This is a genomic window from Faecalibacterium sp. PGM34, from assembly GCF_054456555.1.
This window is the reverse complement of the sequence record NZ_CM136898.1, coordinates 2682864-2703402: the sequence shown is the minus strand read 5'-3', so window position 1 is coordinate 2703402 and position 20539 is coordinate 2682864. Positions and strand designations below refer to the sequence as shown.

Sequence of the window (20539 nt, the reverse complement as noted above, 5' to 3'; positions counted from 1 at the left end):
CACCGGAGCACCCAATAGCCGAACGACAAAGCAGCCGGGTCCATTCCGCCTGCGTGGCACCTGTGTGGACGCAAGCTTCACAGTTGGAAACGGCGTTTGCCCTTTTCCATAGAGAAAATTGCCCTTCCGGAAAGGAAAAGCTATGTTCCTCAGCGCTTTTGCTGTCCCAGCCACTGCCAAAGGTGCTCTCCTGTGGCGTCATCCACGCACTGGTCGTTGAAGAAATAGATCCAGCTCCAATCGCCCTCGTGGCAGTAAATTGTGCCAAGGCGATTGCGGTAAAAAACATTCACGGCCTGCTCCGGTGCCTGCTCCCACGCGGTCTGTCGGACCGGCGCATTGAGCCGCTGCAACCGGCGAACGGTTGCAGCGGTGTACTGGCCGGGGTCGGCGGGGAGCCAGTCTTTTGCATAGGTGAACCAGAGCGGCGTTTTGGACAGTGCGGTGATCTGTGCTTCCGAAAGGGCCGCGTCCGGGCAAGTCTCGCTGATGGGGAATGCCGCCGCGAAAAAGTCCGGGGTCTGTAACAGCATTTTTAGCGTCATCGCACCGCCTGCGCCGCTGCCGCCAAGGTAAATGCGCGTTCTGTCCAGGTTCGGATGCTCTGCTGCAAACTGCTCGATGAGTTCCCGCAGCGTGAGCACCTGCGCGTCGTCCCAGACCTCGCTGGTCTGCGGCACCAGAACAAAAGCCGAACCGCCCAATGCATCCTGAAACGCCTTTCCCGCCAGCGCAGAAACCTTTTCGGCCAGCAGCGGGATGCGGACATCGCTGCCGCACTCTTCCCCGCTGTGCAGCCAGACCACAAGCGGTACCTCCACCGCACCGGAAGGCTCATAAGACGCATACAAAAGCGTGCGTCCGTCGCTTCCGGTAAATTTTCCGTCCAATCGGAACGGATCCAGCGCCGGGATGCGCGCCCGCGAGAAGTCGATGGCAGGGTTCACCTCAACCTTTGTGACCGGAAGGCCGAACAGCGTAGCCGAGAGCGAGGCATCCTTGGAGAGCTGGATGGAAAGCGTATAATCGCTGCACCAGCTGGTGGTGTGCTGTACCGGGTCGAACCGAAAGACGCTGCCCACCACATTTGCGTCCTGCTTCACCGGCGAAAATTCCAGCCGGAGCATCCGGGCGCTGGCGGCGCGGAAGCCATCGCTGTTGCAGGGGCAGGCGTCCACCACAGGGAGTGTACCGGATGCTGTTGCGGGCCCGGCGGAGGTCTGATACCAGTCGTAGCTGTCTTTGGTCTCGTAAGCACTCTGGAAGTCGCTTGCCTGAACGCTCTCCGCCCGGACGGACTGCCGCAATTTGAACTGGGTGCTGCTGACGCACGGTCCCCAATCGTAAGCCCCAATCGTGATTTGCTGCGGGTAGCCCGCCGCGGGCGGCGGATCGATGCAGGCTCCTGCCGGAACTGCCCCGGCGGAAGCGGCTGCTCCGAGAGCGCCGACTGCCGCAGTCGTTTTCAAAAATTGACGGCGTGTGATTTTTTTCATCTGGTGGTCCTCCTTCTGGTACCTTTTGTGCATTCTTGCACAGAACGCGGCACGTCCCACATTTCTGTGGGCTTGCTTTTCTTCATTCTACCTTGTTTTCCGCGGAGAATCAAGGACCGGATTTTAGATTCAGGGGGTATGAGGCGAACCACAGTAGGCCAGAAAATCAACTAACAGATATAAAGAAAACGATGCCCCATCCTATGGCTCTGATTCGGGAGATTTCCGGGAACATCTGGGAAAATTAAAGCGGGAAGGGACTGTTTTCTGTCCACTGAATTAGTTCCTCCATCAAAGAGGAAACGTACTGCGGCAGGGTGCCAAAATGGAGGACATTACCCTTGCTGTCTACTACGTCGACAGGACGGGAGCGAAACTCGCCAGCCTCCCGGACAAGACCCTGCATCATCGTCCGATGTGCAAGCAGGAGATCATTCATCGAATATGGATTCAACTCTGCGAGATGGTCGTAGATTTCGTAGGCGTTTTTTACTTCTGCAATGTCTTTTGGAGGGGCAAGCATACGTTTTCCAGACAGAACAGCCGTCACCTGCTCCAAAGAGAGTGTGTTCTGCTCGATAGCCAGAGAAGAATAAATCGTTCGGATGCGATTCTGGCGGCGCAGAATCGGACTTGTGGAAAGATTCTGGGTGGAACTGATTTTGCCTACCAGTTCGCTGATCTCCATAACATCTGAAAGAGCTGCTTCTGTGATTTCAAACGGCGGTTTCTTGTTTCGCACGGCGTATACCTCCCATATCATTTCATCTATCATTCATCAATCAAATTTTTGAAAAAATGATAGATGAAACGAGGCCATTGTTTCATACGGCGGCTTGAACAGCAACGGAAAGCCCTCTTCAGCTTGCAGTTTTATTGAATGTCCGTACTCCAAGCCGTGTTTTTTATCCACCCATCAACGAAAGAAAGTGTTTTTTATGCAGTTTTTGACCCACCTTATTTTTCTCCTCAACCTGCTCAAGACCCTGATCAACCATTTCAGCTAAGGACGGTGACTGAATGGAAACCGTTCTCAAAGCGATTTCGGATTGGATCAAATCTTTGCTGACAGCGGCAATCATGTCCAATCTCAACGGCCTGTTTGACGATGTCAACACGCAGGTGGGCAGCATCGCACAGCAGGTAGGCACAAAGCCATCAGCCTTTGAGCCGCGAGTGTTCGCAATGATTGAAGCGCTGTCCAGAAATGTGGTGCTGCCCATTGCAGGTATTATCTTGACCTTCATTGCCTGTTACGAACTGATTCAGATGATCACAGAACACAACAATATGGCGCAGTTTGAACCGGCACTGCTGATGAAGTGGATCTTCAAAACGGCGGTTTCGGTCTGGCTCATCAGTAACACATTCGAGATCATTATGGCAGTGTTCGATGTGACGCAGCAGGTCGTGGCAAATTCCAGCGGCATCATCTCCGGCAACACACGGGTCAACGACATCGGGCTTTCCATGCTGCAATCCAGCATGATGCAGATGGACGTAGGCCCCCTGTTCGGGCTGTTCTTGCAGTCCTTCTTCATTGGAATCTCCATGCGGATTCTCAGCATCATCATTTTTGTGCTGGTATATGGGCGCATGATCGAGATTTATATGATGGTCAGTCTGGCACCGGTGCCTATGGCAACCTGGGGCAACCATGAGCAGAGCCACATCGGGCAGAACTATCTGAAATCTCTGTTTGCGCTGGGTTTTCAGGGCTTTCTGATCCTGATCTGTGTGGCCGTCTACGCGGTATTGATTCAGAACGTTGCCATTTCCGGCGATGCAATCAACTCGATTTGGAGCATTGTGGGCTACACCGTTCTGCTCTGCTTCACCCTGTTCAAGACAAGCTCGGTAGCCAAAAGCATTCTGGGCGCACATTAAAAAGGAGGCGTTATGGCAGCTTATATTTCCGTGCCGCGTGATCTGGCAAACGTCAAAACGAAGGTGGCGTTCAACCTGACCAAGCGGCAGCTTATCTGTTTCGGTGCAGCGGCTCTCGTGGGAGTGCCGCTGTTTTTTGTTCTCCGGGATGTCGGCGGCAACACCGCGGCGACGCTTGGCATGATGATCGTCATGCTTCCGGCATTTTTTCTGGGCATGTACGATTGAAAAACTGGTACAGAAAGGCTTTCTGGAGCGCAAAGGCGACCGAAAAAGCAAGATTTTGCTGCCTACGGAAAAGGGCAGGGCCCTTGTTACTGTCATGCCGGAACAGATTCAGTCGCCGGAAATGACTGCTGACTGGGAAAACAAGCTGCTGCGCATCGAACGCGGTGAAATGGAGCCGGAAGAATTTATGACTGAGATCAAAGAAATGATTTCCTCGCTGGTGAATACCACCGAGGCAGTGAAAGGAGCAAATGCGCTTACAATGAGCTGTTCCGGATGCCGGACGGCAGCATGGTGCAGAGGAATTTGCGCAAAAACTTGCGGACCGAGAAGAAATACAGTCATATCGGATGAAGCAGTTCCAGCAAAGCGGGCAGGATTGCTATCTGCTTATGCAGCTGAAGCAGGATGCAGACCCTGCGCTCCGCTTTGCATCCATGCGTTATCTGGAAAAGCAGAACATTGCTCCGGCTATTGAAAATTATGAGATTCTCTACCGTGGCAATCTTCCGACCGGAAAGCGCAGCGTTCCTCAACCGGAACTGTTGGAGCAGCTGTATCAGAAATTCAACTGTGCTCAGCCCATGGATTATCATGGCCACAGCCTGTCTGTCAGCGATGTTATCCTGCTGAATCAGGCCGGAAAAATATCGGCACATTACGTTGACAGCATCGGCTTCCGGGAATTATCTGGTTTTCAGGATAAGCAGGAACGATCTTCGGTGCTGAGCCAACTCAAGGCGAAATGCGATATGCCGGAATGCAATCCCACAAAGTGCCGGAAGGGGAGGAATGACCATGCAATTTAACCATGATGAGCTGATGCTGATGATGCTCTACAATACCAGCACCCGGCAGGGGCTGGTGCGGGAGCTGCGGCTGATGCAGTGCTACCTGATGCCGGATGAAACTGCTTTGTGGGAACTGTCAGAGCAGGTCATTGAAAAGCTGAAACGGCTGACGGATGCCGAGTTTGCAGGACTGGAATTTCCAATGAACTGATTTTTGCCGCCTGCGGGCGGCGTACATAAGAGCTTTCGCATCCTGCAAAGGTATGATATACTGAAGCTGACAGCTTTCAGGTCGCAGATAAAAGATAAGAGAAAAGTCAAGCCCCAAAATGAAAAAATCCGTCAACGATTCGCTGCCCCTGACAAACAGCATTCAAATGCTGAAATCAGAGCAGCGAGGGCGATGGAGAGAATCAGGCAGCTGTAAGATATGCTTTTCCAGACTTCTGCAAAGCGTAGATCAGCCGCACGAGTTTCTTTGTAGCATGAGACAGGGCAACATTATAGTGCTTACCTTCAGCACGTTTTTTGGCAAGGTATTTGGCAAAGACAGGATTCCAATGACAAACGTACTTGGTTGCGTTGTAAAGGGCATATCGCAAATAACGTGAACCACGCTTTTCCATATGAGCGTAACAGTTTGTAAGTTTTCCTGACTGGTATGTAGATGGAGAGCAACCAGCGTAAGCAAGGATTTTGTCAGGAGATTTAAAGTTGGAAAAATCACCGATTTCAGCAAGGATCATGGCTGCTGACTGGATACCGACACCGGGAATAGAAAGAATCGGTGGATGCAATTCATCCATGATTTGCTGAATCGAATCTTCAATTTCGTCGATCTCGGAGGTGAGTTCCTTAATTGAGTTTAATAGTGTGCTTCAATTCCAGAGATTTGGCAGGCATGACAGATCCAATAGACGATTTGGCTGCCTCTCGAATCTGGATGGCCTTCTCTTTTCCGTAGAGCCCCTTGGACGCTATTGAAAGAAGGTTTGTCAGCTTGGTAAGATGGGCTTCTGAAATTTGCTTTGCACCGGGATATTCGCTGAGAAGAGCATAGACCGAAACACCGTGGAGAGAGGGAACGAGCTTTTCCAATTCCGGGAACAGGATCGTGACCAGTCTGGACACTGACTGCTTCAGCTTGGCTCTTTCACGAACCTTATCGAATCGGTATCTTGTTAGTGACTTTAACTCTTCGTTGTGGTATGCTGTATCCGTGTAGGACTTGAGGGCTACATCGGACAATAGCATAGTTGCAATCGTTCTTGCATCCACACGATCGGTTTTGGTTTTGCGAAGGCTGAGACTTTTTCGGTACAGGTTGGTGTGCAAAGGATTCATGACATAGACGGCCAGGTCATTGTCAAGAAGAAATCCAAGAATGTTGTAGCTGTAATGTCCGGTAGCCTCAAGTCCTACTTTTATTTTGTCTGACTTTTTGGTACAGTTTCGAATCGTTTGAAGCGGCTGCTTAAATCCATCCATGTTGTTGGGGATGGTAAAGCAGTCAGCACGAACCATTCCGTCTGAATCAAGAATACAGCAGTCATGCTTATCCTTGGCAACATCAATTCCAACACAAACCATTTTGATACCTCCGGCGTATTTATTTCGATGCTGTTCAGGACCACAGACTTCTTTGCTCTTGTAACCTCGTTCTAAATAAACCGTCTGGCGGTATCTAACTGATTAACATTTCAACAAAGAAGCTGTGGTTGGAGCCTCCAATAAACCGTCTTTACGGTAGGGATTTTTCACCAATCCACAGCACCCTGAAACTATTGTAGCATTCCGCTGGAGAGCGGTCTATAAATACTACTCTTTTATGATACGAGGGATTTTTGTGCGAGGTATCCAAGGCAATACGATGATTTTTATGCGCTCCGGGCAACCGGGGCGCTTCTCTTTTATCCCGAAGGGCGCACTTACTCACCACCCCGAAGGGGCGGTGGTATTGCCTGCGGCAACCGTGCGCTCTGCGAGGTGGATGCGGCTCCTGCGGGAGCCTTATGGACAATGCCACAGCTCTGGGGCGCTGCTGTCATTGTCCACGCAGTTATCGCAAACACACCCGCTTTTGCGTCTGTGAGAAGGGGTACAGATTGTACCCCACTTTGCGCCAACTGCCCGCACAAACCTGCCACCGGCAGCTTTGTCTGCGGTTATGACTATCAGCCCAACTGATAGTCATTTTCTCTTTCACAAAGAGAAACAGAAACTTTACGAAAGGACTGGGACGGACGAATGGCAATTTACCATCTGGAAGCAAAGGTGGTCAGCCGTGAAAAAGGCCGATCCGCTGTCGCTGCTTCCGCATATCTGAGCTGCTCCAAAATTTTGAATGACTATGATGGAGTGCAGCATGACTATACCCGCAAGAAAGGACTTGTCTGGCAGGAGGTATTTTTGCCCGAAAACGCTCCTACTGAGTGGCAAGACCGCAGCGTATTGTGGAATGCCGTAGAAGAAAGTGAAAAGACCAAGGACAGCCGCCTTGCCCGTGAATTTGTGGTTGCACTTCCCATCGAGCTGAACAAATCCGAATGGCAGAAGCTGCTGACCGAATTTATACAGGAGCAATTTGTATCGGACGGAATGTGTGCAGATGTATCGATCCACGATCCCCACCCGCCCGGTCACAATCCCCATGCCCACATTATGCTGACAGTGCGCCCGCTGGATGAACAGGGCAAGTGGCAGTACAAGACAGAGAAAAAGTATCTCTGTGTCCGCAACGGAGAGGAAAAAGGTTTTATCGCCACTGAGTTCAAGACGGCACAGGTTGACGGGTGGGAAAAGCAGTACCATTACAAGGTCGGGAGAAAGAAAGTGTATATGCCGCCTTCCGAAGCTGAGAAGCACGGCTATGAACGAGCCAACAAGCATCCCAAAAGCACCAAATACGGCAGGCAGAATCCCATTGCCGAGCGCTGGAACAGCGACGAGCAGCTTTTGGTCTGGCGTGAAAAATGGGCAGATGTGACCAACAAATATCTGGCGCAGTATCCGTGGATCGACGCACGGATTGACCACCGCAGCCATGCCGCAAGAGGGCTGGACGAGCAGCCTACCATCCATGAGGGTGTGACTGCCCGTGCGTTGGAGAAAAAGGGTATCATCTCTGACCGCTGCGAGCTTAACCGTCAGATCAAGGCAGACAACGCTTTGCTGCGGGAATTGAAATCCGCCGTGCGCAAGCTGATGGAAGCGGTGGAAAATACCATTCCTGCTTTTTCAGAAGCAATGGAAAAGCTGCGTGAGAATATGTTTTTTTTTCGGTATCAGCTTAACCATATCGCCAAGGGCAAGCGCAGCATGAGAAAGTATATTAAGTCTGTCAGCCCGGAACTGGAACGCTATACCGGGTTGGTACAACAGCTCAAGGACAAGACTAAGGAACGGAAGAACCTGCTTGCGGAGAAAAAGGAAACACCGTTTTATCAGCTACCCAAGCTGCATGACCTGTCCCGCCGCATTGCGGAACTGACAGAGGAATTGGAAGAACTGAAATCTGAGAAAGCTGCCCTGCTGAATACACTGGACTGCGCCGATGACGCAAGAATTTCCGAAGTGAAGAAGCAAATCGTCACCATGGAGACGGCACTGAAAAAGCTGGAAGAACAGGAATCCAAATATGCTGCCGAGCTGGAGGATGCGCTGAAACAGTATGCCGATCTGAAAGCGCAGGCCGCAGATGTGGATGCCGTGGAGCTGATGGACGCAAGGCTGGATATTCGTCCCGACAGGGAACGCTCTGCCGCTGAGCAGGTAAAAGCCGCCTACGGCGAAAAATACGATCCGCTGATGATGTATGACAGCAAGCGGGATGTTGCCGACCTGCTGAATGAAGAAGCGGAAACACGGTCTATCCGTGATTTTCTGCGGCAGAAGCAGAAGGCGCAGCAGACACAACAGCAGAGAAAACCCAAACGCCACGAACAGGAACGGTAATACGCCGTTCTTGTTCTTTTTGTATTTTAGACGAATGGAGGGAGAAACGATATGAACATTTATGGATATGTGCAGGTATCCAGCACCGACCAGAATGAGGATCGGCAGATGATCGCTCTGCGGGAAGTGGGTGTACCCGAAAAGAATATTTTTATGGACAAGCAATCCGGCAAGGATTTTGACCGTCCCAATTACAAGAAACTGGTGCGGAAGCTGAAAGCCGGGGAGCTGCTTTATATTCTCAGCATTGATCGTTTAGGGCGTAATTACGAAGAAATTCAGAAGCAATGGCGTGTTCTTACGAAAGAAATCGGCATTGATATATGCGTAATTGATATGCCGCTGCTGGACACCCGGAACGGGAAAGACCTGATGGGGACTTTTATTGCAGACCTTGTACCGCAAATCCTATCCTTTGTTGCACAGAGCGAGCGTGAGAATATCAAGAAACGGCAAGCCGAATGGATCGCAGCGGCAAAGGCAAAGGGTGTCATATTCGGCAGACCCGAAAAGGCTGTACCCGATGATTTTGGGAAAATCGTGAAAGCATGGGAGCAAAAGAAACTGCCGCTGGCAGAGGTTTTGCGGCAATGTAATATGAGCGAAGCTACTTTTTACCGCAGATTGCGGGAGTACAGACTGCTCCGGGACAGCAAAAAGGCCGGATAATAGGAATGTGGCTATCAGAATGTGTACCTTTTGACAATTATTCCCTCAAATACATAATGGCCTCAGAGCGGGTGGAGATGGAACCATAAATCCAAGCAGTTTGCAGCAAAATGCTTGATTCTCTTGACTTATTTCCGCTTTGTGCGTATAATAACTATGGGTTTTTCTGGCTATCAGAAGGTACACCTTTTGATTATTGTTACAGACTATTATGCACCGCCATATCAATATTTCTTGCTCTTCAAAATGTTATAGATTAACAGCATAAAGAAGCAAATTTTACCAAAAAAGAGGGGGTAAGGATGAATAAAATAATTTTAATATTCGGAGTTTTATTTATCGTGATTGCCGGTTGCTTAATTGGAACCAGTTTATCCCACTTAGAGGATGAAGATGTCATTGTGATGGATGAAAATGCAGAAACAGTTGAAATGGAACAGCCGTCCAACACAGAATCTTCTGAGGTTTCTACAGATGCTGTGGAAACCTCAGAAGACAATGCGAGATTTGTTGCCGTTGATGCTTTAAGTGCACCTAATAATGAGCTTCAGAAATATATTTCTTCACAGGTACAAATTGACGAGACGCATATTCGCATGACTGCTGATAAAATGGGAGAGGTATATCTCTCCGGAAAAGCAGAATCCGTATCTGCTTTTCGTTACGGAAGATTTTCTTTTTGTATCAATACTATGAAAGGCGTAGGATTGTTTCCTGCAATTTGGATGTTGCCATCCGATACCACTTCCGATTTTCCGGAAGTAGATATTTATGAACTGATTGGGAATGAACCCAACATATTTTATGGAGTGCTACATTACATGGAGGAAAGTGAAAAATCAAGAGATTTTTTTAGACATACCTTTCCAATTGATAAAATACCGGAAACATACCGTATTACATTTGAATGGACGCAGGAAGAAATGGTTTGGTATCTGGGAGATGAAATAATCTATACAATTCAGGATAATGTTCCGGATGAACCTTTATATTTCATTTTTAATCTTGCAGTAGGAGGAGACTGGCCTGGAAGTCCGGATGCTGATACTGAATTTCCGGCAATGTTTGAGGTGGAGATTTTGGAATTTATGCCGCAGGAAATTTATTCGAGATGAGGAAGGAAGAATATCGTGCAGGTAAAAAGAACCGAGATAAAATTTATATTAAACAGTCAAGAGCGTGTTCTTGCGCAAAAGAGTATTGGCGCAGTTATGCCGAAAGACCGCTATTGCGTTTCGGCAGACGGCTATGAGGTCCGATCGCTTTATTTTGATACCTTTTCTGATCGAGCTTGCGCTGAAAAAGAAGAAGGCCTGCAAGAGCATGAAAAAATTCGGGCAAGGATTTACGGGACGGATGACTGTATCATAAAATTGGAAAGTAAAAGAAAAAATGGAGAATTGCAAACTAAGGACAGTATGCTGATCGATCGGAACACATTGGAAAATTTATGTGTTGGGAACTACAATGTCCTTTTGCAAAATAATGATTCAATGGCTATATATTTTTACATAAAGCTTTCTCAGGGAATGGCACCGAAAGCAATTATACAATACAAACGGATTTCATACTGCGTTGCCGGTAATAATACAAGGATTACATTTGATTCTGATATACGAGCCACAGAGAGTAATTTCGACTTGTTTCAAGAGAAGCTGCTGACTTATCCAATTCTTTCGTCAGATCAGACGATTATGGAAGTAAAATATAATAACTTCCTTTTTGGATATATAAAAGAGGCGTTAGCCGGAGTAAAAAAATCCGCCACCTCTTTCAGTAAATATTATAACGGAAGAATGTTTTATAAATACATGATATAGGGAGAGAGTAGAAATGAAGGAATTTATTATTGAAAATCTTTTAGCGGGAAGTACTGTGTCTTTTTTTGATGTTGCCATTAAGCTTTTTATGGCACTTGCGATTGGGGCTACTATCTATATTGCATACTATTTTACATCAAGCAAGGTTTCCTATAACAGTAACTTTAACCTTTCGCTGGTTGCTATGGCGATCATCACTACAGCGATTATGGCAGTTATCACGAATAATATTGCTTTATCTTTGGGTATGGTTGGTGCGTTGTCAATCATTCGTTTTCGTACAGCTATCAAAGACCCACGTGATGCCATGTTCATCTTTTGGAGTATTATGGTTGGCATCTGCTGCGGAGTTGCACAGTATGTGATTGCGATTGCCAGCACGATGGTTCTCTTTTTATTCTTTATTCTTGCAAAAGCTGTCAAAGAGGAAAGAAGATACATTTTAATTATTCGCTGTGAAGTTGATGCAATGGAATATGTGAAATCGGTTACCTACCACCATTTCAAAAACAGCCGAATCTCAGTTCAAAATACAACCAGTGAATATGCAGAATTTATCTATGAATTGAAACAATTTGAAAAGACCAAAACAGATGATTTTCTCAAAGAATTGTATGCTTGCAAAAAAATTGAGTGTGCAAACTTTGTTTTACAGGAAGATAAAGCAAGTGTATAAGGAAGAGATTCTGTTATGAGAAGAAAATGGCTTATGCTTGGTGTGTTGCTTACTTCATGTGTGATAGTTGCGCTCCTGCCCCTTTATCCTAAAGTAGATACCTTGGTTGTTCATCAGCATCAAAGTTATCCAGCGGAAAATAAAGAAATCACCGGTTTTGATGACAACGGTGTTCTGACTTCCCATCTGCCGCTGATTGTTTTAAAGTCAGACGGTAATGTGATTCCGGGTGCAGATAGGCCTACCGATCAGGAATTATACTGTGAATTTGCTGTGATTGACAATAACAATCACTTAAACCGTTCAGACGATGCCCCAACGCAAACCGGCAGAATGGCGATTAACGTTCGTGGAAATTCTTCACGTTATTTTCCCAAAAAACAATATGCAATCCGAACGGTAGATGATGCCGGCATTCCGCAGGAAACAACTTTTTTCGGTATGCCGGCAGAAACCACTTGGGTACTAAACGGAAGCTATATAGACTATTCCCAAATTCGCAACTACATGATGTATAATATTTCTTCTGAAATTATGGATTATGCACCTCAATGCCGACTTTGCGAGGTGTTTCTGACAAATGCAGACGGTGAGTTGGAATATCAGGGGCTGTATACCATGATAGAAAAACCAAAGGTGTCGAAGGAACGATTGGACTTGACACCCTACAATCCGAAATATACGGAAACCTCTTTTGTTGTGCAGCTGAATAAACGGATTGATGATGCAAGGATCGATCATCTGAAACCGGATGATGTTGATGTGTATTCTGCCAATTTGGAATATCCTGATGTGGAAAAGATTACGGATTCCTCATTGCAATATATACAAAAAGAGATACTCCAATTTGAAAAAACACTTTATGATGCGGAGTATTCCGATAATTGGGAAAAGGTGAATCAACGCACCGATTTGGACAGCTTTGTAGATTATTATATTATCAATGAATTTTTTCAAAACTATGATGCCGGAAGACGTTCCACCTATCTTTATAAAAATGTCGGCGGCAAATTTTGTATGGGACCAGTATGGGATTTTGACAGTGCATTTAATAATTTTACGGGGATGAAAATTTCTCCGTATATATTAGATATGCAATCTACATTTTATTACTTCTACCTTTGCCACGATGCTGAATTTGTGAAACGATGCTGTGGACGCTACGAAGAACTTCGCAAGACGGTTTTATCGGAAGAATATCTGCTTAAATATATAGACGAGAGCAGTATGTACTTAGGCAGCGCAGGGATTAGAAATTGTGATAAATGGTATGATGGAGATTATTCTCTCTATTATGGTGATATAGAAAAGATGAAAATATTCGTTATAGAAAGAGGTAAATGGATGGATGAGCATTTTAAAGAATATATAGCGATTGTAAGGTAAGCGAAGATGAAGAACATGAAAAAAGGATTTGCAATCAGCGTCATGACAGCTGTTTTGTGTATTATTTGTATATGCTTGATATTTCATTGTTTTGATGGAAATAAAAGTGAAAAAGATAATATATTCAGAACCAATCAGAAAAAAATAGAAATTCTGCAAGATGGAAGCTGGACGGATTTTGAGATAAAAGGCGTCAATATGGGAACCGGTTATCCGGGAGTGTTTCCAAATGAATTCGGTATCAGTGAGGAAACCTATGCTCGATGGTTCAACCTGATCGGGGAAATGAATGCCAATACGATCCGGGTTTATAAAATACAATCGCCATGGTTTTATAAAGCCTTTGCCCAATATAATGAAACGCACGAAAATAAAATTTATCTCGTTCAAGGTGTAGATTTTGGTGAGGATTTGATGTTTTCGGAAGAAAATTTGCTGAATCCGAAGCAGAAAAACAAAGTCTTTCAAGAAACCAAAAAGACAGTTGATGCATTACATGGGGAAAATATAACGTTTGATACAGACACAGGAAAAATGTGTTACTATAGTAATGATGTTTCCGACTATGTATTAGGATATGTTTTAGGCGTGGAATGGGACGAAATGTTTGTAGATTATGTATGTCGTTTTAATGAAAGGATTGCGCCTTATCAAGGAGCCTATATATCCAGTAGGCAGGAGGCAGATGCCGTCGAGATTTTCTTCTCTCAGTGGGGAGATTATCTTTTAAAATATGAAGATGAAACTTACGGAACCCAGAAACTTCTCTCCTTTGCCAACTGGCCGGAAACAGATCCACTGGTAAATGAGGTATCCCCCAAACTATCGGTTGCATCAGCTGCAGAAAATACAGAAGCCTTTATTGACCTTGAAAATCTACAACTTTCCGATAAGGTGGAGAGTGGGATGTTCGCTTCTTATAATGTCTATCCCTACTTTCCTGCCAGTCTTCAGTATGGAAAATATACGGAGTATATTGATGACGAAGGCAATCGAAATCCCTATCGGAAATATCTGATGGAGCTTGTTAATCATCATTCCTGTCCGGTTATTATCACCGAATACGGAGTTCCTGCTTCCAGAAGCCCAGCATATAAAGATGTGTGGAGAAATTTATCGCAGGGTGGAAATAACGAAAACGAACAAGGCATTGCATTGCTGGAGATGTATGAGGATATTCAGAAAGCGGGCTGCGCTGGAGGGCTGGTATTCACATGGCAGGACGAATGGTTTAAGCGTTCATGGAATGAAAAAAAATTATCCAATCCGGATGGCAGAGCAAACTGGAGTAATGCACAGAGTGTAGAGCAGTTTTACGGATTACTTGCATTTGAGCCGGGAGATGGCAAGGCTGAAAACTATCCGGATGGAAAAATTTCAGAATGGTCGGAAGAAGATGTTGTATTAGAAAATAATGATACGAAACTCAGTATGAAATCGGATGAAAAATATATTTATTTTATGGTGCAAGGGTTATCTGACATTAAAAGCGGCAATTCTATTAATCTTGCACTGGATGTTCTGCCAAACGCAGGAACAACCCATACAAAAAACTTAGACTTTGCCATCCCGGTGGATTTTTTGATTCAAATCAATGTAGAAAAAGGCAGTAAGCTATTGGTTCATGACAATTCGGATTTAGCTGTTTATTCGATTGCGATCAAAAACAAAAGTGCGGCAGTTACCGATATTTATAAAAAAGCTGAGGAATTGATGCTGCCGTTGAAAAATAATACCGATACATTTCATGTTGCTTCCAGAGCAAGTGGCAGTGTAAATAACTTCCTTTTGAATGAAAAGCCCCTTGAAAGTGTTGGGATGTTAAAGCATGGGAACGCTAATCCGAACAGTGAGAATTATGATTCCAACGCAGATTACTGCATCAGCGGTGATATCGTAGAAGTTAGAATCCCGTGGTCGCTTCTGAATTTTTATGACCCTTCTAAATGTATGATAATTGATGATTATCACAAAAACGATTTTAATATCAAGGGTTTGAAAATCGAAGAGATTTATGCGGCTGCCTACTATGACAATCAGGAAAGCGTGACTGATTTCGGTACATATAAATTAAAAGGCTGGAAAAAACCGCAGTTTCATGAACGGTTAAAGGAATCATACTATATGCTTCAAAAAGCGTTTGGAGGTGACAGATATGGTGATTCATAATTTTTATATGATTATATTGTATACTCTGTGTGGATATAGTTTACTTTGTTTATGTGTTAAATTGCTTTTGGATAGGAACAGAGAAAAAAAGACAGAGAAAAAGAAAAAAATAATTTATGATTTTTTCCTTTTTCGTTCCAAAAAAGAACCTGCAGAAGCATCCCTTGTTATGAGGTTAGCACAGGACGATTTCCTGTTCGCTTATATCTGTGAATGTTACATAAAACTCAGTCCACAATATACATTATACGAACGACAAAAAATGTCAGAATTTATGCAGTCTCTTATGGAAAGTAAAATTGCCTCTCTGACAAAAGAGGATGTGCAGACACGCTGCTTGATCCTGAGATACCTGTTTCAAACGGGTATTCATTCGGACACAATTAACCAGTTCGTCAATGGATGCAGGAAGCAATCTAAGCTGGAACAGACATGGGTAAAAGTAATTGGATTAAGCGAAGACAACGTTTCCGAAGAGATTTCTGTAAAGACTGTGTATAAGCTGGGATAAAAAGATGATGCTGATTTATATGATACGTGTTTTATTTGTCTTTTTTTTTGGATATACAGCAATCTATCTTTTCCAAATGGGAATCAGTCTCTGTATCTCGATTTATCGCCTTGAAAAATATAAGACAAATAAAACGCTTAATCGAAAACTATTCCCCACCGCATTTGCCAAACGGATTCCGGTTAGCGTTATTATTCCCGCATACAACGAGGCGGCTTGTATAACAGAAACAATCGAAGCTTTATTTGAGGAAGATTATCTGAATCTGGAAATTATTGTAGTAGATGATGGCTCAAATGATAACACCGAATCTCTTGTAGTAAAGAGATTCGGACTGATAGAAGAACCTGTTTTGTCTGAATCTGAATTGAAGGCAAAACCGATTCTTCGTCAATATCGAAAAGTATTTGATGAAAAAACGCTTATTTTTATACATAAGGAAAACGGTGGAAAATCAGATGCGCTTAACTGCGGACTAAATATTTGTCATAGCCCATACTGCGTTATGCTGGACGCTGATACAAAAGTTCAACGAGGCTCCATCCGCATAATGATGAGTTGCTTTTTGATGAATCCCAAAACCATTGTTTGTGCAGGTGCTGTTGGCAGTGAAAATTTGAAAAATTATCCAAAACTTACTTTTTTGAAGAAAGCACTGGTTGTTTTCCAAATATTAGAATATTATCGGACATTTTATATGCAAAGAATAATGTTCGATCATATCAATGCGAATATTATTGTCTCCGGTGCGTTTGCTATGTTTGATACTGATTTAGTGAAACGGGTTGGTGGCTACCAAGTAAATACAATTGGAGAGGACATGGAACTGACCATGCGTCTCCATGCGTTTTGTGCTTCACAGGGAAAAGAATATCACATCGCATATGCTCCGGAAGCAAAGTGCATGACGCAGCTGCCGTTTACATATAAAGACTACTATCATCAAAGGCGGCGTTGGCATATCGGGCTGCTGCAAAGTATGAAATTTCATAAATATATGCTTGGAAATAAAAATTATGGATGGGCTGGAATCACGTCCGGTACATTTTTCATTTTGTATGAACTTCTTGCACCGTTTTTGGAGATCATTGGGGTGGCTACTTTAATCGCAGCCAATTTACTGGATATTTTGAATCTTCAATTCACCATACAGGCAACGATCCTATATACGTTGATTGTTATATGGATACAGGCAATTCTTGTAAGTGCTGTTAATCGGTATAAAGTGGAACCGATTAACGGCAAACAGCGATGGATTTTGTTTCTGATTTCTATATTTGAGATAGTATTTTTTCATCCGCTCAATATTGTAATAAAAATAATAGCGACAGCTATGAACTATTGGCACAGAAAAAGCTGGGAACATATTCAGCGTATTGAAACGAACCGGTAAAGACTTTTTGATTCTTTATCACATCCGCTCAGAGATTTCGAAGATAAGCTAAATAAAATAGCTATAAAAAATCCATCAGATTTCATTTTTCCTATTAGGATGAAGTCTTATGGATTATTTTATTTTTGGAGAATGTATGAGCTGTTTCATCGATTTTATAGATATAAATTTGTGGGAGAAATACACCTTGACAAATCTCGTCTCAAAAGAAATATCTGGAAGATTACGCCCAAAAGAACGGCTTCAAGAACATCCGCCATTTTACAGATGATGGCTTTTCAGGTGTGAATTTCAATCGTCCCGGCTTTCAATCTCTAATAAAAGAGGTAGAAGCAGGAAATGTCGAAACGCTGATTATTAAGGACATGAGCCGCTTAGGACGAAATTATCTGCAAGTCGGTTTTTATACGGAAGTTCTGTTCCCACAGAAAAACGTCTGTGAATGTCAATGAATATTTGAGCCACGTGACAGCCAATATTTGAGCCACTTTTGCTAACGAATACTTGAGCCATTTGTAGCATTTGTGACATCGAATATTTGAGCCACTGCTCGTCTGTTAATACCAGGGCCAGTAAATAGCCCTGGTGGATATGTCTTTATTCAAGTGGAGTGTCCAGTTGAATCCGTTCCTGAATGTGAACCGGAACCTCAATGGAATGCTTGCGCAAAATATCAATCAGTTCGTTTACATCGCTTTTTAGGACTCGAATCTGCTCAAGAGCGTCATCGTAATCAGCACGAAGGAAGCTAATCAGGGCTTTGTTTTCTTCCTCAACTGTAAAATTGGGCTGCATGTTAGTCATTTTCATTCTCCTTGTCAGTGTCAACTTTACTCTGAGAACTAAGCAGTCTGTAAGACGGACCATTCATATCCAGCACGGCAGATTTGTATGTCAATCGATCCACCAGAGCCGAAACCATTGTTGTGTTCTCGAATAATTCGGTCCATCTTGCAAAAGGAAGATTGGTTGTCACAATAGTGCTGGACTGCTCACTGCGGTCAGAAATGACCTTGAATAGCAAATCGGATTCGTAACGGTTAAAACTCAAATAACTGAGCTCGTCTAAAATCAGAAGATCAGCTTTTGCCAGCTGCCGTTCCAATTTGCCAAGCTGGTATGTATCTCGTGCCTCAGTAAGTTCAGTCGAGAGAGTAGATGCATTTTTAAATAGAACATGGTAGCCTTGCAGGCAGGCTTTAATTCCAAGAGCAATTGCAATATGCGTCTTTCCGCGTCCCGGGTTTCCAATCATAACAATGTTTTTCTTCTGTTCAATGAACTGGCAGGATGCAAGTTCATTAAGGAACACCGGAGATACAGAGGGATTCAGCTGGCTGGTATCGAAATCGTCCAGTGATTTTTGTACAGGAAATCCGGCAGCTTTCAATCTTCTTCTGGTTTGGTTTTCCTGTCTGGCCGCTGTTTCAGATGCCATAAGCGTCAGAAGTAAATCACTAAAATCCATATCCGGCGCGCAATCGCTGAGAACATTTTTGTATTCAGCAAAAGTGGGGATCTTCAGCTGTTTTGCAAGAAGTCGAATCTGTTCTTCTTTTACGTCAATCATGAGGCCGCCCCTTTCCGCTCGTACAGCTTGTCATACTGGCTCAGATCAACGGACAAAACCGGAACATCGTTTTTTGCAATCGACGTATCCGGGTTCGGCAGATCACGTTGCATAACAGCCAAGTAGCCATCTGTCAAACACTGCTCCAGCAATTCAACCATCTGCTTGGAGTTCAAATGCTGCTTTTCCATCCAATTCAGGAATTCAGCAGGCACTGCATTCAAAACCGGACGAGCGTAACGAATTGCACGCCCTTTCCTCTCTAAGATTGGCAAATAGTGCCGTAAATCCAGAGATTCTTGCTTTCGACCCATGCAGCGGTCATGGGTGGCCACCAGAAGGCCATTGATCCAAATCTCAACTCTATTGGGATAGGCCTTTACAGTGGTGCCTTTTCCCCTGTATTTGCAAGGAACAGAATAGTAATTGGTATCAAAGAGAACCGTTGAATAGCGATTGACTTTCGGGTAGGCTTTCTTTGAAATATCGAGAACATATTTGGGAAGCGGGTGGAGATGCGCCTGGTCTTCGGCCAGCATCTGTCCCACTTTCTGAGAACGTCCGTCGATTTTGTGGTTCATGTATTTGGCGCATTGCTCTAACAGCTTTGTATTGAGATCTTCCAAAGAATCCACTTGAGGCAGCGGCACACATACATTGCGCCGGATATATCCTACCAGATTCTCTACAAGACCCTTTTCATTTCCGGATGCCGGATTACAAAATACAGGCTGGAATCCGTAGTGTGCGGCCAGTTTGGAATAATCGTCCTGTGCTGCTGCATGGACACCAAAACCACTCTTTACAGCCACACGAGCGTTGTCAAAAATCATGGATCGAGGAACGCCGCCAAAATAATTAAGCGTATGGATAATGGCATCGAGAAAGCTTTCCAAGTTTTGCCGCCAGTAAGCAATAACATAGGGCGCGCAGCTATAACTCATACGCGCACAAAACAGATTTACCTTTACTTTCTTGCCGGCCAGTTTTACCGTAGCTTCTCCCCAGTCGATTTGGAGTGCCTGACCAGGAGCAAACCTCAATGGAATAAAAACTTCATTTTCCTTGCGCTCTGCCTTGGCTTCATGAACTGCCGCTCGGATGGCAGACTCGCTGCCCGTGTAACCAAATTCTTCTACGAGCCGGTTGTAAATCCGCCGTGCTGTGTGACGCTACTTCTTTACACCCTCCGCAGCATCTGTATCGAGGCAGTGCTCAATGAACTGCTTTACTTCTGGCGTTATGACAGAGGCTTCTCGCTGGTAGGCTTTCCGATCCCATGGAACTGCGTCGCCCATCCAATATTTCTTGACTGTGTTTCTGGAAATTCCCAGAATTTTAGCTGCTGCACGCTGACTGGTTACTCCTTCAAGTTGCAGCGCGCGGATTGATTTGTAGACATCCACCGATGTGACCACCTTTCTATCGCCTCCCGCATAGTAGTCTACATCTATTATACGGGAAGCCATTAGGTGGCTCAAATATTCGCTGTCATTTTGCTGGAAAGTGGCTCAAGTATATATTAGCATTCACAATTCCCAAAGTGTAAAAACAACTGGTCCGGCTCAGGAGCGTGGAATTGACGGTGGAAAAAACGAAAGGACGAAAAAGACACATTGTAGTTGATACAATGGGCAACCTGCTCGCTGTCGTAGTACATGCTGCCAATATTCATGATACGAAAGCCGGGATTCTTGCTGCAAAACGGGCGGTCGAGAAATATCCCTCCATCCGGCGCTTTTGCGCAGATGCCGGTTACCGCAAGACTTTTGAGAAGGATGTCAAAGAGACTCTGGGGCTGGAGGTTGACATTTCTGCGAGAATCAAGCCCGAGTGGACGATCCTTCCGAAGAGATGGATCGTAGAACGTACCCTGGCATGGATCAACTATTCCAGACGCCTTTCCAAAGACTATGAGATTACAGTTGTATCAGCTCAGGCTATGTGCATGATCGCCGCTCTACGAACTCTTATTGCTCGGTTTTGAAC

20 protein-coding genes and 4 pseudogenes are annotated in these 20539 nt (G+C 44.8%); 16 read left to right on the top strand and 8 right to left on the bottom strand.

The features are described 5' to 3' along the window. Window positions 1–149 precede the first annotated feature (149 nt). Together ACXPUX_RS13220 and ACXPUX_RS13215 are read right to left on the bottom strand one after the other, a co-directional pair. The gene (locus ACXPUX_RS13220) at window positions 150–1496 is read right to left on the bottom strand and encodes a carboxylesterase family protein (RefSeq protein ID WP_458828695.1); all 1347 of its coding nucleotides are present in this window, start codon (window positions 1494–1496) and stop codon (window positions 150–152) included. 244 nt (window positions 1497–1740) lie between these two features. Beyond that, window positions 1741–2238 (bottom strand): Fic family protein, encoded by a 498-nt coding sequence (locus tag ACXPUX_RS13215; protein ID WP_458828694.1) that lies wholly within the window; start codon window positions 2236–2238, stop codon window positions 1741–1743. 278 nt (window positions 2239–2516) lie between these two features. On the opposite strand from ACXPUX_RS13215, the gene ACXPUX_RS13210 reads away from it, so the two are divergent. From ACXPUX_RS13210 to ACXPUX_RS13190, 5 genes and pseudogenes are all read left to right on the top strand, one after another. Further along, window positions 2517–3383, top strand: a complete 867-nt coding sequence (locus ACXPUX_RS13210) for a VirB6/TrbL-like conjugal transfer protein, CD1112 family (protein ID WP_458828693.1) — start codon at window positions 2517–2519, stop codon at window positions 3381–3383. Window positions 3384–3395: 12 nt separating this feature from the next. Further along, a pseudogene (locus ACXPUX_RS13205) lies at window positions 3396–3608 on the top strand (PrgI family protein); the annotation flags it as partial. Continuing rightward, on the top strand, window positions 3607–4089 hold the full coding sequence (locus tag ACXPUX_RS13200) for a DNA topoisomerase (RefSeq protein WP_458831249.1): 483 nt from the start codon (window positions 3607–3609) through the stop codon (window positions 4087–4089). The pseudogene ACXPUX_RS13205 and the gene ACXPUX_RS13200, both read left to right, overlap by 2 nt. Next, window positions 4004–4420: a YodL domain-containing protein gene (locus ACXPUX_RS13195; RefSeq protein ID WP_458831247.1), complete on the top strand. Its 417-nt coding sequence runs from the start codon at window positions 4004–4006 to the stop codon at window positions 4418–4420. The genes ACXPUX_RS13200 and ACXPUX_RS13195 overlap by 86 nt, the downstream gene beginning before the upstream one ends. Continuing rightward, a complete protein-coding gene (locus tag ACXPUX_RS13190) occupies window positions 4410–4613 on the top strand; it encodes a transposon-transfer assisting family protein (RefSeq protein WP_458828692.1) in 204 nt (67 codons plus the stop codon). The genes ACXPUX_RS13195 and ACXPUX_RS13190 overlap by 11 nt, the downstream gene beginning before the upstream one ends. Window positions 4614–4815: 202 nt before the next feature. Here the strand turns inward: ACXPUX_RS13190 and ACXPUX_RS13185 are convergent. Continuing rightward, window positions 4816–5992: pseudogene (locus ACXPUX_RS13185) on the bottom strand (IS110 family RNA-guided transposase). Window positions 5993–6649: 657 nt separating this feature from the next. On the opposite strand from ACXPUX_RS13185, the gene mobQ reads away from it, so the two are divergent. From mobQ to ACXPUX_RS13135, 10 genes and pseudogenes are all read left to right on the top strand, one after another. Beyond that, window positions 6650–8356: a MobQ family relaxase gene (gene mobQ, locus ACXPUX_RS13180; RefSeq protein WP_458828691.1), complete on the top strand. Its 1707-nt coding sequence runs from the start codon at window positions 6650–6652 to the stop codon at window positions 8354–8356. 51 nt (window positions 8357–8407) lie between these two features. Beyond that, window positions 8408–9025, top strand: coding sequence for a recombinase family protein (locus tag ACXPUX_RS13175; RefSeq protein WP_458828690.1), 618 nt, complete (start codon window positions 8408–8410; stop codon window positions 9023–9025). Between the two features lie 302 nt (window positions 9026–9327). Then, a complete protein-coding gene (locus tag ACXPUX_RS13170) occupies window positions 9328–10140 on the top strand; it encodes a glycoside hydrolase family 16 protein (RefSeq protein ID WP_458828689.1) in 813 nt (270 codons plus the stop codon). A gap of 15 nt (window positions 10141–10155) precedes the next feature. Beyond that, on the top strand, window positions 10156–10845 hold the full coding sequence (locus ACXPUX_RS13165; protein WP_458828688.1) for a polyphosphate polymerase domain-containing protein: 690 nt from the start codon (window positions 10156–10158) through the stop codon (window positions 10843–10845). A gap of 13 nt (window positions 10846–10858) precedes the next feature. Next, a complete protein-coding gene (locus tag ACXPUX_RS13160; RefSeq protein ID WP_458828687.1) occupies window positions 10859–11521 on the top strand; it encodes a DUF4956 domain-containing protein in 663 nt (220 codons plus the stop codon). 15 nt (window positions 11522–11536) lie between these two features. Beyond that, window positions 11537–12907 carry a CotH kinase family protein gene (locus ACXPUX_RS13155; protein WP_458828686.1) on the top strand — a complete coding sequence of 457 codons (1371 nt, stop codon included), beginning with the start codon at window positions 11537–11539 and terminating at the stop codon, window positions 12905–12907. A gap of 6 nt (window positions 12908–12913) precedes the next feature. Then, window positions 12914–15076: a hypothetical protein gene (locus tag ACXPUX_RS13150; RefSeq protein WP_458828685.1), complete on the top strand. Its 2163-nt coding sequence runs from the start codon at window positions 12914–12916 to the stop codon at window positions 15074–15076. After that, the gene (locus ACXPUX_RS13145; RefSeq protein WP_458828684.1) at window positions 15063–15587 is read left to right on the top strand and encodes a hypothetical protein; all 525 of its coding nucleotides are present in this window, start codon (window positions 15063–15065) and stop codon (window positions 15585–15587) included. The genes ACXPUX_RS13150 and ACXPUX_RS13145 overlap by 14 nt, the downstream gene beginning before the upstream one ends. Before the next feature lie 4 nt (window positions 15588–15591). Beyond that, window positions 15592–16980 (top strand): glycosyltransferase family 2 protein, encoded by a 1389-nt coding sequence (locus ACXPUX_RS13140; protein ID WP_458828683.1) that lies wholly within the window; start codon window positions 15592–15594, stop codon window positions 16978–16980. A 194-nt stretch (window positions 16981–17174) separates the two neighbouring features. After that, window positions 17175–17417: pseudogene (locus ACXPUX_RS13135) on the top strand (recombinase family protein); the annotation flags it as partial. A 160-nt stretch (window positions 17418–17577) separates the two neighbouring features. Here the strand turns inward: ACXPUX_RS13135 and ACXPUX_RS13130 are convergent. The 5 genes and pseudogenes from ACXPUX_RS13130 to ACXPUX_RS13110 form a co-directional block, all read right to left on the bottom strand. Beyond that, on the bottom strand, window positions 17578–17784 hold the full coding sequence (locus ACXPUX_RS13130; RefSeq protein WP_458827912.1) for a hypothetical protein: 207 nt from the start codon (window positions 17782–17784) through the stop codon (window positions 17578–17580). Further along, window positions 17777–18550, bottom strand: coding sequence for an IS21-like element helper ATPase IstB (istB, locus tag ACXPUX_RS13125; protein ID WP_458828682.1), 774 nt, complete (start codon window positions 18548–18550; stop codon window positions 17777–17779). The genes ACXPUX_RS13130 and istB overlap by 8 nt, the downstream gene beginning before the upstream one ends. After that, the gene (locus tag ACXPUX_RS13120) at window positions 18547–19086 is read right to left on the bottom strand and encodes a Mu transposase domain-containing protein (protein WP_458831204.1); all 540 of its coding nucleotides are present in this window, start codon (window positions 19084–19086) and stop codon (window positions 18547–18549) included. The genes istB and ACXPUX_RS13120 overlap by 4 nt, the downstream gene beginning before the upstream one ends. Continuing rightward, a pseudogene (gene istA / locus ACXPUX_RS13115) lies at window positions 19060–19710 on the bottom strand (IS21 family transposase); the annotation flags it as partial. The pseudogene istA and the gene ACXPUX_RS13120, both read right to left, overlap by 27 nt. A gap of 12 nt (window positions 19711–19722) precedes the next feature. Continuing rightward, complete coding sequence (locus tag ACXPUX_RS13110; RefSeq protein WP_458827910.1) at window positions 19723–19956, bottom strand: NUMOD1 domain-containing DNA-binding protein; 234 nt, start codon at window positions 19954–19956, stop codon at window positions 19723–19725. A 179-nt stretch (window positions 19957–20135) separates the two neighbouring features. On the opposite strand from ACXPUX_RS13110, the gene ACXPUX_RS13105 reads away from it, so the two are divergent. After that, window positions 20136–20537, top strand: a complete 402-nt coding sequence (locus ACXPUX_RS13105; protein WP_458831206.1) for a transposase — start codon at window positions 20136–20138, stop codon at window positions 20535–20537. Window positions 20538–20539 lie beyond the last annotated feature (2 nt).